Origin of the sequence: Corynebacterium pacaense (genome assembly GCF_900169525.1) — a bacterium.
In the GTDB taxonomy this organism is placed as follows: domain Bacteria; phylum Actinomycetota; class Actinomycetes; order Mycobacteriales; family Mycobacteriaceae; genus Corynebacterium; species Corynebacterium pacaense.
This window is the reverse complement of the sequence record NZ_LT821239.1, coordinates 595,122-609,284: the sequence shown is the minus strand read 5'-3', so window position 1 is coordinate 609,284 and position 14,163 is coordinate 595,122. Positions and strand designations below refer to the sequence as shown.

At 62.5% G+C, this 14,163-nt stretch carries 14 protein-coding genes, 1 tRNA gene and 1 other annotated feature; of the genes, 8 read left to right on the top strand and 7 right to left on the bottom strand.

The genetic code is table 11. The features are described from left to right. Positions 1-143: 143 nt before the first annotated feature. Positions 144-231, bottom strand: a tRNA-Ser gene (locus B7E02_RS02920). 93 nt (positions 232-324) lie between these two features. Here B7E02_RS02920 and B7E02_RS02915 point away from each other — a divergent pair. Beyond that, positions 325-840: a hypothetical protein gene (locus B7E02_RS02915; RefSeq protein WP_080792944.1), complete on the top strand. Its 516-nt coding sequence runs from the start codon at positions 325-327 to the stop codon at positions 838-840. Positions 841-1,241: 401 nt separating this feature from the next. Beyond that, a complete protein-coding gene (locus B7E02_RS02910; protein ID WP_080792943.1) occupies positions 1,242-2,195 on the top strand; it encodes an NAD(P)H-quinone oxidoreductase in 954 nt (317 codons plus the stop codon). Here B7E02_RS02910 and B7E02_RS02905 read toward each other — a convergent pair. Next, positions 2,184-3,386: an aminotransferase class V-fold PLP-dependent enzyme gene (locus B7E02_RS02905; protein ID WP_080792939.1), complete on the bottom strand. Its 1,203-nt coding sequence runs from the start codon at positions 3,384-3,386 to the stop codon at positions 2,184-2,186. The genes B7E02_RS02910 and B7E02_RS02905 overlap by 12 nt on opposite strands. A 153-nt stretch (positions 3,387-3,539) precedes the next feature. On the opposite strand from B7E02_RS02905, the gene wzm reads away from it, so the two are divergent. From wzm to glfT1, 4 genes are read left to right on the top strand one after another with little or no spacing between them, the layout of a single operon-like run. Then, the gene (wzm, locus tag B7E02_RS02900) at positions 3,540-4,388 is read left to right on the top strand and encodes a galactan export ABC transporter permease subunit Wzm/RfbD (protein WP_483862419.1); all 849 of its coding nucleotides are present in this window, start codon (positions 3,540-3,542) and stop codon (positions 4,386-4,388) included. 12 nt (positions 4,389-4,400) lie between these two features. Next, the gene (gene wzt, locus B7E02_RS02895) at positions 4,401-5,195 is read left to right on the top strand and encodes a galactan export ABC transporter ATP-binding subunit Wzt/RfbE (protein WP_080792934.1); all 795 of its coding nucleotides are present in this window, start codon (positions 4,401-4,403) and stop codon (positions 5,193-5,195) included. Positions 5,196-5,217: 22 nt separating this feature from the next. Further along, on the top strand, positions 5,218-5,862 hold the full coding sequence (locus tag B7E02_RS02890; RefSeq protein WP_080792933.1) for a VOC family protein: 645 nt from the start codon (positions 5,218-5,220) through the stop codon (positions 5,860-5,862). Positions 5,863-5,922: 60 nt separating this feature from the next. Then, positions 5,923-6,852, top strand: a complete 930-nt coding sequence (glfT1, locus tag B7E02_RS02885) for a galactofuranosyltransferase GlfT1 (RefSeq protein ID WP_080794384.1) — start codon at positions 5,923-5,925, stop codon at positions 6,850-6,852. Here the strand turns inward: glfT1 and B7E02_RS02880 are convergent, their stop codons facing one another. The 5 genes from B7E02_RS02880 to B7E02_RS02860 form a co-directional block, all read right to left on the bottom strand. Beyond that, on the bottom strand, positions 6,853-7,905 hold the full coding sequence (locus tag B7E02_RS02880; protein WP_080792931.1) for an LLM class flavin-dependent oxidoreductase: 1,053 nt from the start codon (positions 7,903-7,905) through the stop codon (positions 6,853-6,855). It abuts the gene before it with no gap. Between the two features lie 15 nt (positions 7,906-7,920). Beyond that, complete coding sequence (locus B7E02_RS02875) at positions 7,921-9,567, bottom strand: dipeptide ABC transporter ATP-binding protein (RefSeq protein WP_080792928.1); 1,647 nt, start codon at positions 9,565-9,567, stop codon at positions 7,921-7,923. Continuing rightward, positions 9,564-10,439, bottom strand: a complete 876-nt coding sequence (locus B7E02_RS02870) for an ABC transporter permease (RefSeq protein ID WP_080792925.1) — start codon at positions 10,437-10,439, stop codon at positions 9,564-9,566. Before B7E02_RS02870 ends, B7E02_RS02875 begins: the two co-directional genes overlap by 4 nt. Position 10,440: 1 nt before the next feature. Beyond that, entirely contained in the window at positions 10,441-11,382 is a 942-nt protein-coding gene (locus B7E02_RS02865; RefSeq protein WP_080792924.1) for an ABC transporter permease, read from the bottom strand. Positions 11,383-11,468: 86 nt separating this feature from the next. Beyond that, positions 11,469-13,052 carry an ABC transporter substrate-binding protein gene (locus B7E02_RS02860; RefSeq protein WP_179129639.1) on the bottom strand — a complete coding sequence of 528 codons (1,584 nt, stop codon included), beginning with the start codon at positions 13,050-13,052 and terminating at the stop codon, positions 11,469-11,471. Positions 13,053-13,319: 267 nt separating this feature from the next. On the opposite strand from B7E02_RS02860, the gene B7E02_RS02855 reads away from it, so the two are divergent. Together B7E02_RS02855 and B7E02_RS14605 are read left to right on the top strand one after the other, a co-directional pair. Next, a complete protein-coding gene (locus B7E02_RS02855; protein WP_080792459.1) occupies positions 13,320-13,631 on the top strand; it encodes a transposase in 312 nt (103 codons plus the stop codon). Next, positions 13,592-13,720, top strand: a sequence feature (AL1L pseudoknot). Its footprint overlaps the gene before it by 40 nt. Beyond that, the coding region (locus B7E02_RS14605) for an IS3 family transposase (protein ID WP_342743707.1) at positions 13,631-14,163 on the top strand (533 nt) is incomplete at its 3' end. It overlaps the preceding feature by 90 nt. The genes B7E02_RS02855 and B7E02_RS14605, both read left to right, overlap by 1 nt.

Below are 14,163 nucleotides of genomic sequence, written 5' to 3'. Positions count from 1 at the left end.
AACTAACCCCCCACACCGGGCCACCGGGAGCCGAAACTGGATACCCACGGCCACACCGGCCGTTTCCGACCAACTAACCCCCCACACCGGGCCACCGGGAGCCGAAACTGGATACCCACGGCCACACCGGATAATACAAAGTTTGGCGGAGACGGAGGGATTTGAACCCTCGGATGGTTTCCCATCGCTGGTTTTCAAGACCAGTACATTCGGCCGCTCTGTCACGTCTCCCTGCCGCCATGCATAATGAACAACGACAAGCGATCATCTTACCCGACCACGCCACGCTGCAAAAACCACAGGGTGTAAGTGAAGGAACACAACATGAGTTTCGGATCGGCACTCGGTTTGACCCTCCGGTTCTGTGCCATGGCTCTCGCCGTCCCCTTCTTAATCACCCTGTTCGTCCACTACCTTGCGCCTTCGGAAAAGCCACCAGCGCGAGGCATTGGGCTGCTCGCCACCTTCCTGGGTGCTATTTTTTCGGGTGCCGCAACGTGGGGGATTTGGCTCGGTTGGATGTACCTCGTTGGTGAAGCACCGACCTCCATACACACCCTGCAGATTCTCGGATGCCTCCTCATGTCTGTGCTTGCATCCGTCTCGCTGGGATCTTGGTCGAAATGGCGGGGCACTGGTCCTTTCGTGGCTGCTCTGGGCTTCGTTTTCGGGTTCGCCTTGGTCGCGGGGACGTGGGAAATGCACGGTAACCCAGACGACTTCGCTGGGCTGGGAGTTTTCCTATATATTCTCGGCGCCACACCAACGGCACTGATCGTTGCCACCATTCTTGCGCTTGTCCGCCACGCTGCCCACTCTGCCACGGAAACAAACGAATAGGGAGATTCCTCCCAGCTCTGCCAAGCACGAAAGTGATCTCTGTGATGCTCATTGTCTATTGGTATATAAAGGGCGGAACTCCCACACGCTGGATGGACTTCCACGTACCATCCTCGCAAGGGCGCTCGCCGACACCTGGCTGATGCGGTTGAGCTGGGGCCCTATACCCCTTGAAGCGAGGCTCATAGACCGCATGTGATCGACATGTCCCGGGACCGATCTTTTCGCCGCAGCACCTGCCTTCATTGCCGGTTTCGCGTTGAACTTCGGGACTGATGCGCTGGCCAGAGGAATCACGGGTCGATCCAGCGTCCACTTGTGCCCGCGGCGCCACCCCCGGCCCCTTTCATCATTGCGGCTTTCTGCACAGGGCCTGGAAACCCCGCCTACCCTTGATAGCCATGAAGGCAATAGTTCAGCATGAAGACAAGCTCGTAGTCGAAGAAGTCGCCGCCCCGGAGATTTCCTCCGGGGAGGTGCTGGTGAAGGTGCACGCGGCGGGTGTCAATCGCGCGGATCTCCTCCAGTCCAAGGGCCACTACCCCGTCCCTGCCGGTGCATCCCCCATCCTCGGCCTCGAGTGCGCCGGAGTGATCGAGGATCCGGGTGACACCGGCCGCAGCAGGGGCGAGAGGGTCGCCTGTCTGCTCACCGGCGGCGGCTACGCTGAGTACGTTGCGGTTCCCGAGGGCCAGCTCCTCCCCATCCCGGAGGGATTCTCCTTCATCGAGGCGGCCTCCATTGTGGAGGTCGCGTGCACGGTGTGGTCGAATATCGGGATGCTCGCCGGCCTGGAAAAGGGCGACACCTTTCTTGTTCACGGTGGTGCCGGGGGCATCGGTACCTTCGCCATTCAGATGGGCAAGTCCCTCGGCGCGACGGTGGCGGTGACCGCGGGATCGGCGGAGAAGCTGGAGACCTGCAGGCAGCTCGGCGCGGATATCCTGATCAACTACAGGAAGGAGGATTTCGCGGAGGTTCTCAGGAACAGAGCCGACGTGATCCTGGACATCATCGGCGCGAAGTACCTGCCCCAGAACGTCAAGGCGCTGGCCCCGGACGGCCACATGGTCACCATCGGGCTGCAGGGAGGGGTGAAGGGCGAGCTCAACCTCGGCCTGCTGCTGGCCAAGCGCGGCACCATCTCCGCGACGGCGCTGCGGGGTCGCGATGTCGCGGACAAGGCCCGGATCGTGGCCTCCACCGTGGACAACATCTGGCCCCTGCTGGAGAACTCGCAGATCAGGACACAGATCGACCGCACACTGCCGTTGCGGGACGCGGGCGGTGCGCTTCGGGCCCTCGAGGAGGGCACGGTCACCGGCAAGATCGTGCTCGAGGTCCTAGGCGAGTGAGGCGAGCACGCGGGTGAGCTGGTCCACCTCATAGGTGGTGCTGAAGGGGCCGAGACCGATGGTGATGGAGCCACCGGCCTCCGTGGCCCCCATCGCACTGAGCAGAGGGTCCTGAGGGCTGACCGTGGTCACCAGGTGGTTGTCCATGAGTCTGCGGTGGACCATCTCCGCGGGCACACCGCGTACCGCGAAGCTGAGGCGCGGCACCCTGTCCAGGGCCGCCGCGTACTCCCCCGCGGCATCCCCGGACACACCGATGATGTGCACCGCGGGCAGCCCCTTGAGGGAATCAATCAGATGCTCGGTAACCGTCCCCTGGTAGTCGGCCAGGGCCGCCATCGAGGCGTGGATATTCCCGCTCTCCTCATCCAGCACCGACATGTGGTGGATGAGGTTTGGCACACCACCGAGCAGCCCGTTGGGCAGCGACTCGACGCCGAGCTCCAGCGGCATCGCACCGGACAGCCGCGGGAACATGGAGGTGTCCCGGAACACCATCGCCGAAACCTGCGGGCCACCGAGCTCCGCCAGGTCGAGCAGGACGATGTCGGCCTGCCATTCCTCCACGTCGAGGGGACGGTAGGCGGCGTAGGTGGAGGCGTCGACGATCACCCAGGCGCGCGACTTCGCGCGCACCGTTTCAACGATGTCGGCAACCGGTGCCACCGTGCCCAGCAGCGGGTGCGCCGCGTTGAGTGCCACGAGTCTGGTGGAGCCGTCGACAAGCTCGTTGAACTGCCACCCCGGCAGCAGCCCCGTGCCCAGGTCGGGTTCCGCCCAGCGCAGGGTCGCGTCAAGTCGGGTGAAGGGTCGGGTGAACCACTGCGCGTCGCTGCGGGACAGGACCACACCCGCTTTACGACGCACAAATGTGCTCAACTTCTCCGCCAGCACCGCCGTCAGGTACTGCCGGTTGGGACCGAGAACCACGCACTCCGCCGGGGAGGCGGTCAGGTCCGCCACCGCCTGCCGGGCGGCCTCCAGCTGTGCGAGCGCATTCGGCTGCGAGGCCGAGGAATGGGAAGAACGCAGGTAATCATCGAAGGGCATCTGCGCATGTGTACGGAACGCCGCCGCGACGCCGGAGAGCACGCGCTCCGGAACCTGGGGAATCTGGTGCGCATTCAGGTACGTCCAACCATCGCCCAAAGAGGTGTACAGCCCCCGGACCCTGGCCACGTCAAATACCACGAATGACACTCCTTCCCACCGGAAATACTAACTCGCAACACACATTACCAGTGCACTCTGCCAGTGCCGATACTCAATCTCGAGGTCTGGGGCACTAGGGTGTTTAATGTGCAGGAACAAGCCTCGAAAGACCTCAAAGCCGACCTCGCCAGAATGACGGCGGTGTCCCCGGAGTCCGCGCCGGAGTCGAAATCGACCACCTTCCGCGCCGCCTGGAACGACATCGTCCGGGGATTCACCCAGCATGAACTGTGGCTGCAGCTGGGCTGGCAGGACATCAAGCAACGCTATCGGCGATCGGTCCTCGGTCCGCTGTGGATCACCATCGCCACCGGCGTGATGGCGATGGCCCTCGGACTGCTCTATTCGGTCCTGTTCAAGATTCCGCTCGCAGAGTTCCTCCCCCACGTCACCGTCGGCCTGATCCTGTGGAACTTCATCTCCGGATGCATCAGGGAGGGCGCGGACATCTTCATCGACAACGAGGGGCTGATCAAGCAGCTGCCCTCCGCACTGTCGGTCCACGTCTACCGGCTGGTGTGGAAACAGGCCCTGTTCCTCGCCCACAATCTGGTCATCTGGGTGATCCTCATGCTGATCTTCCCGCGGCCGCTCGGCTGGGATGTGCTGCTGATCATTCCCGGCATGTTCCTACTGGTGGTCAACGGTGTCTGGGTGGCCATGTTCTTCGGGATCATCGCCACCCGCTACCGCGACATCTCCCCGCTGCTCGAAGCGGGAACCCAGCTGCTGTTCTATGTCACCCCCATCGTGTGGATGACCTCCACCCTGCAGAACCACAGCGCGGAGATGGGGGGCCGTGCCAGGCTGGCGGAGCTGAATCCGCTCTACCACTATCTCGAGGTTGTCCGCGCCCCGATGATCGGCACCCCGCTGCCCGCCTATCACTGGTGGATCGTCATCGGTTTCACCATCGCCGGCCTCGGCCTCGCACTGCTGGCCATGAAACAGTGGCGTTTCCGCGTCAGCTACTGGGTTTAGGGAGAATCTGACATGGTATCGATAGACACCTACAACGCCTGCGTCGACTTCCCCATCTTCGACGCCAAATCACGGTCCATGAAGAAAGCCTTCCTCGGAGCGGCGGGCGGAGCCATCGGCCGCAACCAGGACAACGTCGTCGTGGTCGAGGCACTGCGCAACGTGAATCTGCACCTGCGGGAAGGCGACCGCGTCGGCCTCGTCGGACACAACGGGGCGGGAAAATCGACCCTCCTGCGGCTGCTGTCCGGCATCTACGAACCCACCCGCGGGTCCGCGAACATCCGCGGGCGTGTGGCGCCGGTCTTTGATCTCGGCGTGGGCATGGATCCGGAGATCTCGGGCTATGAGAACATCATCATCCGCGGACTCTTCCTCGGTCAGACCCGCAAACAGATGAAGGCCAAGATGGAGGAGATCGCCGATTTCACCGAGCTCGGCGAGTATCTCTCGATGCCGCTTCGCACCTACTCCTCCGGCATGCGCATCCGCCTGGCACTCGGGGTGGTCACCTCCATCGAACCGGAGATCCTGCTTCTCGACGAGGGCATCGGCGCCGTCGACGCCGCCTTCATGGCCAAGGCCCGTGACCGACTCGCCGCCCTGGTCGAACGCTCCGGAATCCTCGTCTTCGCCTCCCACTCCAATGACTTCCTGGCACAGCTCTGCGATACTGCGCTGTGGGTCGATCACGGTGAGATCCGCGAGGCCGGCCTGATCCCGGACGTGGTGGAGGCTTACGAGGGCAAGGGCGCCGCCGACCATGTCCGCCGACTTCTGCAGCGCATGCAGGAAGAGGAGAACTAGCTTCCGGCTACCATGGGCGGCCATGAGCTCACACCTTGACCACATCGTCATTGCCGGACCGGATCTGAATGAACTTGTCTCCCGCTTCAGCGAACTGACCGGAATCACCCCAGTTCCCGGCGGGCGCCATGAGACGGGTTCGGCCAACGCCCTGGTACCCCTGGCCGATCCCCCTGGCTCCTACATCGAGTTGATCGCGCCGGATCCGGAGGCCGCACAGCTCAGCTCGGACCACTTCGCCCTGGCGAGCACCGGCGCCTCCGAACCGCGTGTCGCGGCATGGTGCATCAGGCCGGACTCCCTCGATGAGCTGGCGGTGCAATACCGCGAACTGGGCATTGAGCCCGACGGGATCGGGGAAATGAACCGCCACACCCCGGACGGCGCGGTGCTGAGCTGGCGTCTGATCCGCTCTGCCCCGGGCGTGGACTACTCACCCCTACCCTTCGCCATCGACTGGGGGAATACCGCCCACCCCTCCGGTGGTGAGACGCCACTGGCATCCGTCGAGAAGCTGATCATCCACGGCGGTGCCGCGGCACTTGAGGCGCTGTCCGCGGATTTCTCCGACGATCTCACCGCGATCATCGAGCTTGCGGACGGCGATCCCTTCCTCGAGCTGACCCTGAACACCCCGAAGGGGCTCGTGGGCATCGGCGACATCTAGAGCATTCCCCGATTCAGGCAATGGGATGCGGCCCCCTGCCCTCGTGGCAAGATGGTCACCATGCCACACACCTCGCACCTGCATCCCGGCATCGACGTCGCCGCGGTCATCGTCACCCACAACCGCGTCGATCTGCTCCGGCACTCCCTCGAGGTGGTGGCCGCGCAGACCTACCCGGTCAGTCACATCATCGTGGTGGACAACGGCGACGACGCCGCGGTCGCGGCCCTTGTGGCCGAGGTGGCCGGTGAGCGGGGGGTTTACCGGGCGTCGAAAAGCAATCTTGGTGGTGCGGGCGGCTTCGCCTATGGTTTCCTCACCGCGCTGGCGCTCGGTGCGGAGGCGGTGTGGTGCGCCGACGATGACGGACGACCCGAGGGGGTTGAGGTCCTGAGCACGCTTATCGACGCCGCCGCCCGCCACAACCTCGAGGAGGTCTCACCGGTGGTGTGCAACGCCTCCGAACCGGAGCGCCTCGCCTTCCCTCTGCGGCGCGGCCTGGAATGGCGCCGCTACCGCGGTGAACTGATCGACCCGGACAACCCCGGCGACGATCTTCTCCCCGGCATCGCCTCACTGTTCAACGGCGCCCTGATCAGCGCCTATGCCATGGAACGCATCGGTGTCCCCGACTACCGGCTGTTCATCCGCGGCGACGAGGTGGAGTACCACCGTCGTCTGGTGCGCTCCGGCCTCGCCTTCGGCACCTGCCTGACCACCGCGTATCTACACCCCGACGGCTCCGATGAATTCAAACCGATCCTCGGCGGACGCATGCACACGCAGTACCCGGACAACGACTTCAAGCGTTTTTTCACCTACCGCAACCGTGGCTACCTGATGAGCCAGCCCGGAATGCGCAGGCTCCTCCCCCAGGAATACGCCCGTTTCGCCTGGTTCTTCCTGGTTCAGCGCCACGATGTGCGCGGTTTCAGAGAGTGGCTGCACCTGCACCGCATGGGCAGGCAGGAGCATTTCGGGCGGCCCTAGCTAGGAGGCGGTCAGCGCCGGGAACACCTCCTCCTGGACCTTCTCCAGTAGATGCCTGGTCCATTCGAGCCCGAGCGTCGACGGAAGGTTCAGCAGCAGGGTGGTGTTGAATTCCCTGCGGGCACGGGCGATCGCCTCGTCGGCGAGCAGCTGCTCGATCACCTCATCGACGGTTCCCACATTCCATCCCTGTCCGTTGAGAGTCGGCCACTTGGGTACGTGCCGGTCACTGGCCGCCAGGAAGAGGTCCTTCTCACGCTGTGTGGAATAGGGCACCACGTACCTGCTGATGGAAATCTGCCGCGGACGAACATCGGAGACCGTCTTCTCAATTCCGGACAGGTCGAGGTTCTCGCTGTACCTGTCAAAGAACAACGCCTGCTCCTGGGGGACGGTGAGATCGGTTGTGCCGGCGGTGTTGATGGTTGATACCTGCAGGTTGAGGCCGAGCCGGGCCGCCCTGATCACGCTGGACTCGGTGCCGGAGCCGTACCAGATCCGCTCGCTCAGACGCGGGGAGTGGGGATAGATCCTGGCTCCCTCACCCTCGTCGGTGAACTGGAGCCTGAAACCGGGATCGGTCGGAGCGACCTCCTCACCCGCGATATTGCGCAGGAACCCACCCAGTACCGCCTGGCTGCGTTCGCCGACGCTCCGCCCATCTTCGTGTCCATATGCCCGCGCAAAGACATCCGAGACCTCTCCAACGGAGGCGATTCCCGTGCTGACCCCGATCTCGAGTCGCTGATCGCTGAGAATGTCGGCAGTTGCCGAATCCTCGGCCAGACGCACGGGGTTCTCATGGGCGATGGGGATGACGGCGGTACCGATCCGGATGCTGTCGGTTTCACGCGCCAGAGCACCGAGGAAGGGGAACACCCCGGTCAGCGCCCTCTCGAAGTGTCGGACGCGCAGCCAGCCGCCGTCGAAGTTCCTCGACTCCGCAAACTGGAACAGTTTGATGGTGTCCTCCAGGGACTGCTTTGCCGTGCCACCGGGCTCATGATAGGAGGTGAAGGCGAGAAAGCCAAGGGTGAGAGGTAGGTTGCTCATGGTTTTCCTTTGTTTCTAGGTGGTAATTTTCAGGCCGGGAATGGCCGAGATGAGTTGTCTGGTGTAAGGGTCCCGGGGTGATCGGTACACATCGACAACGGGCCCGCGTTCCTTGACCTCACCGTTTTTCAACACGACGATACTGTCCGCGAAGCCGGGTAGAAGTGAAAGATCGTGGGTGATGAACAGGAAGGAGACGCTGAGAGAGGCCTTCAGTTCCTTGAGCAGATCCAGAACCTGTTCCTGAACCGTCGCGTCGAGGGCGGACACCGGCTCATCGAGAACAACGAGCCGGGGATTGACGATCAGCGCCCGGGCGATGGCCACGCGCTGGCGTTGTCCGCCTGAGAGTTCCCCAGGTTTCCTGTCCAGGAAGCCGCTCGGCAACGCCACTCTTTCCAGCGCCTCCTGTGCGATCGCCCGGCGTCGTTCCCGTGGAGCCAGGTCGAAGGACCTCAGTGGTTCCTCGAGGATGCGCCGAATGGTGTAGGTGGGATCGAGGGAATCGTAGGGATTCTGGTACACCATCTGAACGGATCTCCAGTGGTCCCGATGCTGTCCGCGTCCGAGACGCCCGACGTCACGGCCATCCACGATCACCGATCCGGAACTCGGCTTCTCCAGCCCGGCGATGATGCGACTGATCGTCGTCTTACCGGAGCCGGATTCACCCACCAGTGCCAGGGTCTCCCCTCTGTTGATGGTCAGGGAGACATCTCTGACCGCCGTGAAGCTCTGATGGCGCGAAATCCTGAACTCCTTATGCAATCCGACGAGTTCCACAATCGGAGCATCGGCCGCGCCGGTCCCGTGCTGGTCCGAGGTGGGGTCCGGGGCGGGATCCGGGACGAGGTCCGCCGTCAGGATGTCACCGAAGTCCCTGGTGTGACCGAGCAGTTTCCTGGTGTAGGGGTGCTGGGGTGAGCCGAAGATCTGGGCGGTGGTCCCGGATTCGACGATCTCGCCCTGTTTCATCACAATGATCGAATCTGAACGATCCAGAGCGACCGCGAGATCATGGGTGATCAGGATCATGGAGGAGTCCCGTTCCTTGACCAGCCTCCCGATATGATCGAGAATCTGTTTCTGCACAGTGACATCGAGTCCGCTGGTCGGCTCATCCGCGATGATCAAAGTGGGCGAACCGATGATTGCTCCGGCGATGAGAACCCTTTGCTTCAGCCCTCCGGACAGCTGGTGGGGATACTGCTCATAGCGCAGTTCCACGTCGGTGACTCCGGCATCCCGGAGCGCCTGCAGCGACTGCTCTCTGGCGCTGTGCCTCGTGGCGATCCGGTGTGCCACCAGCGCCTCCCCCACCTGATGGCCGTTCCTGCTGACCGGATTCAGCGATGTTGACGGATCCTGGGGAATGTAGGCGATCCGGGTACCGCGGATGGTCTTCCAGGCTGATTCGCTGAATGTCTGCAGCTGATCCTGGTTGAGGACCACCTCGCCCGAGACGACGTCCGCATTGGCCGGCAGCAGGCCCTGCAGGGCGAGGGCGAGCGTGGATTTCCCCGAACCCGACTCACCGACGATGGAGACCACCTCGCCGGCCCGCAGTGAGAAACTCACTTTGTCCACGGCCCGGATTCGTTCCCCTTTGAGAAGGTAGTCAATGCTGAGGTTCTTCACATTCAACAGTGTTGGTTCAGTCATGATCGTGCACTCCTGATTGCGTTTGCAACGCGGTTTATGGAAAGAACCAGCAGGACGATGACCACCCCGGGTATGGTGGTCAGCCACCAGGCGGTCAGGAGGAAATTCCGGCCGTCGGAGATCAGCGCACCCCACTCCGGGGTGGGAGGCTGTGCGCCGAAGCCGAGAAAGCTCAGGGTGGAAACGGCCAGGATCGCCCGCCCGAAGTCAATGACCAGAAGCGCGAGCACGGTGCTCCATGCATGGGGAAGAATGTGCCGCAGCACCACCGCGTACCATCTGGTTCCGGATACATATGCGGCCTCAATGAACGCGGAATGGCGGATCCTCATAACCTCCGAACGGATGAGCCTGGCGAAACTCGCTGTGGACGTGACACCGATGGCGATCGCCACATTGACCGTTCCATTTCCAAGGACGGCGACAATAGTCAGTGCCAGCAGAATGCTGGGCACAGACAGGAGGACGTCAATCAGCCGCATTAGCACATCATCGACCCGGCCTCCGAAGAATCCGGACGCCAACCCGACAAACACCCCGATCAGCAATCCGACACCGACAGCGATTGAGGCGGCGAGGATGGACAGCCGAGTTCCGTGCACAACCCGTGCGTAGAGATCCCGGCCGAGTTTATCGGTGCCGAAGAGGTGTTCGCCCGAGGGTGGTAGCAGTTTCTGGGAGGTGTCCCCGAAGAGCGGATCCGCGGAGGCGAACCAGCCCGGAAAGGCCAGCCATGCGACAATCAGCAGAATCCATGCCGCGGAGAGCACCAGAGTGAGCTGAAACCAGACCGGCTTCCTCGCTCTCCGGCTGCCGGTGCCGCCCATCTTTTCCCGCAGGGCCGCCGCGGGTCTGTTCTTGAGCAGAGTCATGTCAGGGGGTCCTCGCTTCCTGCAGGCGTATCCGTGGATCTATCAGCGGATAGATCAGGTCGATCACAAGGTTGATCACCACGTAGATGACCGCCGAGAAGACCACCACACCCTGGACCAGGGGAATATCCTGGTTCGTGGTCGCGACCTGGGCGATCCGGCCCAGGCCGGCCCGGGAGAACACGGTCTCAATAACCACGACACCGCTGAGAATCCCGGCCACCGACAACCCGAATACGGTGAACGTCGGAAGCAGTGAGTTCCGGAGCGCATGCCGGGTAATGGTGGAGAAGTAGCTCCACCCCCGCGAACGGGCGGTGATGATGTACGGCTTGTCCAGCGTGTTCTGCAGACTCCGGGTGAAGACCTGCGCTATCTCCGCCGACACTGGTATGCCCAGTGCCAGGGCGGGGAGAATCAACGTGGACACCCCCTCCGTTCCCACACCGGGAAGCAGTTGGAACCGGAAGGAGAAGATCTGGAGGAGCATCAGCGCCAACCAGAAACCCGGAATCGCCGAGATGAAGGACGGTGCACTGAGCAGGATGTTCTTCAACCATCCGACCCTGACGAACACCGCGAGTACAGCCACCACCCCGGCAATGACCACCGCAACCATGAGGCTGGCCACGGCGAGGAGTATCGTGTTCGGCAGCGCGCCGAGGATTTCGCTGAGCACCGGGGTTCCGGTTTGAATGGAACTGCCGAAATCACCCCGGAGGAAATTGACCAGGTAGCTCAGATACTGGATGTACCAGGGATCATTGAGCCCGTAGGCTTCCCGCATCCGGTTCAACTCCTCCTCGGTGAAGTTTGAATCGGTACCGAGGAGAATGGCGACCGGATCGCTGGGAAGCAGGTACAGCACCACGAAGGTGAAGGTGAACGCCGCCCAGATGACAAGGAGACCCTGCAGAACCCTGTTGATGATGTATCTGCTCATCCCCGGCATCCCCCTTCGGCCCGGAAGTGGCAGGCGACGCGGTCCCGACGGAGGGGACGGACGCACGATAGTCGATCCCACGTTTCCTAGTTCTCCAGCCAGACGGAGTAGTAGTCCGGGCGTGAGCTCGATTCGAATCCCAGCCCCTGGACCTTCGGGGAAACGGCCACGGACTGAGAGATGTCAAACAGCGGTATCTGGATGCCGTGGTCGAGTAGCGCGGTGGCGGCCTCCTCACCCAGCGCGTTGCGCTTCTCCGGGTCCGAGGTCGCGGGGATCTGCTCGATCAGCTCAACAATCGGGTCACCGGCGTCAAGGAAGGCGAAGTTGCTTCCACTCGTCGGTGAATACGCGGTGCGCAGGACATCGATATCGGCGCGGGTCTGATTTCCCGCGGTGAAGTCCACCTCGGGATTCCTCAGGGCCGCGAGGAAATCGGCGGTCACGCTCTGCTTGATGCTCAGCTCGAATCCGACCTCGCGCAGCTGCTGCTGCACCAGCTCGAGAACATCGGTGGAGTAGGAGGTGTTGGGAAGATAGTGCACCTCAAAGCTCAGCCTGACACCGTCCTTCTCCCGGATTCCGTCGGGGCCCTCCCTCCAGCCCGCACCGTCGAGGATGCTCTTCGCCTCCTCCGGATCATATTCGAGCTTCTCCGACAGATCGGTCCATCCCGGAGTGGTCTGGGAAACGGCATTCGTCGCCGCACGGTAGTTCGGGGTGAGCAGGGTGTTCACGATATCCTCGCGATCAACCGAGATCTGCAGGGCCTGCCGCACGCTCTCATCCGCGAGGCGGGGGCTGGAGATGTGGGGATAGAGACTCTGCACAAGGCCCGGGAGAATGCGGGAGTGCACCGTGAAACCGGCGGCCTCGTTGGTTGATTCATCGGCGGGATTGACCGAGGCATCGATGTCGAGCTGGTCCGACTGGAGAAGTCCGGTTCGGACACCGTTTTCCGGGACGATCAGGAACTTCAGTGAATCAATGTAGGCCTCATCCTGATGGGAGCTTGTCGGTGATCCCCAGGTATAGCCCTCGCGCTGCTTCAGCACGATTTCCTGATCCTTGTCATAACTGTCGAGCACGAAGGGGCCGGAACCGATGAAGCTGTCCGCGGAGCTGCGCTCCTCCTTGGTCTTGCCCTCGATGGTCGAGGGTTCCCGGAGACCGAGTTGCGGCACCGAGGTCGCCTGGAGGAACCCAGAGTTCGGACTGGAGAACGTCACCTTCGCGGTGTACTCATCAACGACCTCGGTCTCCAGGTAACCGGGGAAGAAGGATTGGAGGCTGTTTCTCACAATTTCATCGAAGTTGACCTTGACGGTTTCAGCATTGAGCTTTGTTCCGTTGCTGAAGGTCACATCGTCTCTGATCTTGAATGTGAACTCGGTCGAATCCCCGTTGACCTCCCAGCTCTCTGCGATCCACGGCCTGATCTCCCCGGTTTCCAGATCGAGCGCGGTCAGTGAATCATAGAGCTGGCGGGTAACCGTGAAGGTCGTCTGGGCCGGGTCGAGCGTGCCCGGATCAACATTGAGACCCACCCGCAGCTCACCGCCGCGTGAGATCTCCCCTTCGGAGGCACCCGGACCATCCGCACCGCTTTCGCTGGAACAGCCGGTAACCAGCAGTGCCGCGGCGAGCAGTGAGCCCACTGTTCCAATCAACCGCTTCCTAAAACCAGGGGACATGGTCTTCCTTTCAGCATCGACCCCGCATTCAGGCGGGGTCCCAGTGTGGATGTTCGAGCACCTCATCGGGTGCGGGAATAGGTCATCAGCTATCGCTTTCACAGCGATGCTCACACTAGTGAGGGAGCCGGTCCGGGCCGCAATGTTTCACATTGATCCGAAGTAATGCTTGCCCGGGTAGGAATAAACGTGGTTCGCCCCGGGTTTAATGGAGGGTAGGAAATTGGAAAAGGAAACCCTTACATGCCCACCAAATACACTGTCGAGCTCAAGCAGCGCGCTGTAGAACTCGTGCTCCACGCTCAAGCTGATCCCGTCACCGCCCGGGGCGCGGTCACCCGCATCGCCGACGAACTCGGCGTGAGCAAGGAAACCCTGCGCGTCTGGGTCCGCACCCACAAGCAATCCGGAACCGACACACCGGCCGAATCGATGGACCTGGAAACAGAAAACCGCAGGCTGCGGGCCGAGCTCGCCGAAGCCAAACGCGCCAACGAGATCCTCAAGAAAGCCTCGGCTTTTTTCGCGGCGGAGCTCGACCGCCCACACAAGTAATCGTCACCTTCATCGACGACAACCGTGCTCAGTTCGGGGTCGAGCCCATCATCCGCGTCCTGGCCACCACCAGCGCGAAGATAGCCCTGAGCACGTATTACGCCCACAAATCACGGCCTGAATCAGCCCGGTCCATCCGGGACAAGCAGATCACCCGGGCACTGCGCCGGATCTTCGAAGACAACTACTCATGTTACGGCGCCCGGAAGCTGTGGGCGGAGATCAACCGCGAGGCCACCTTCGGTCACGTCGCCCGCTGCACCGTCGAGCGTCTCATGGCGACCGACGGGCTGAAGGGGATCCGGCGGCGGAAGAAAAGACCGTCAACTCGCAGCGCCGACGCCGGCGAGTGTCCTGTCGACCTGGTGGAGCGCAACTTCGCCGTGACCGCGCCGAATATGCTGTGGGTCGCCGATATCACCTATATCCCCACCCGGGCCGGGTGGGTGTATGCGGCGTTTGTGTTGGACGCCTACACCCGTGAGATCATCGGTTGGCAAGTGACGAACCACATGCGGGTCTCGTTGGCCCG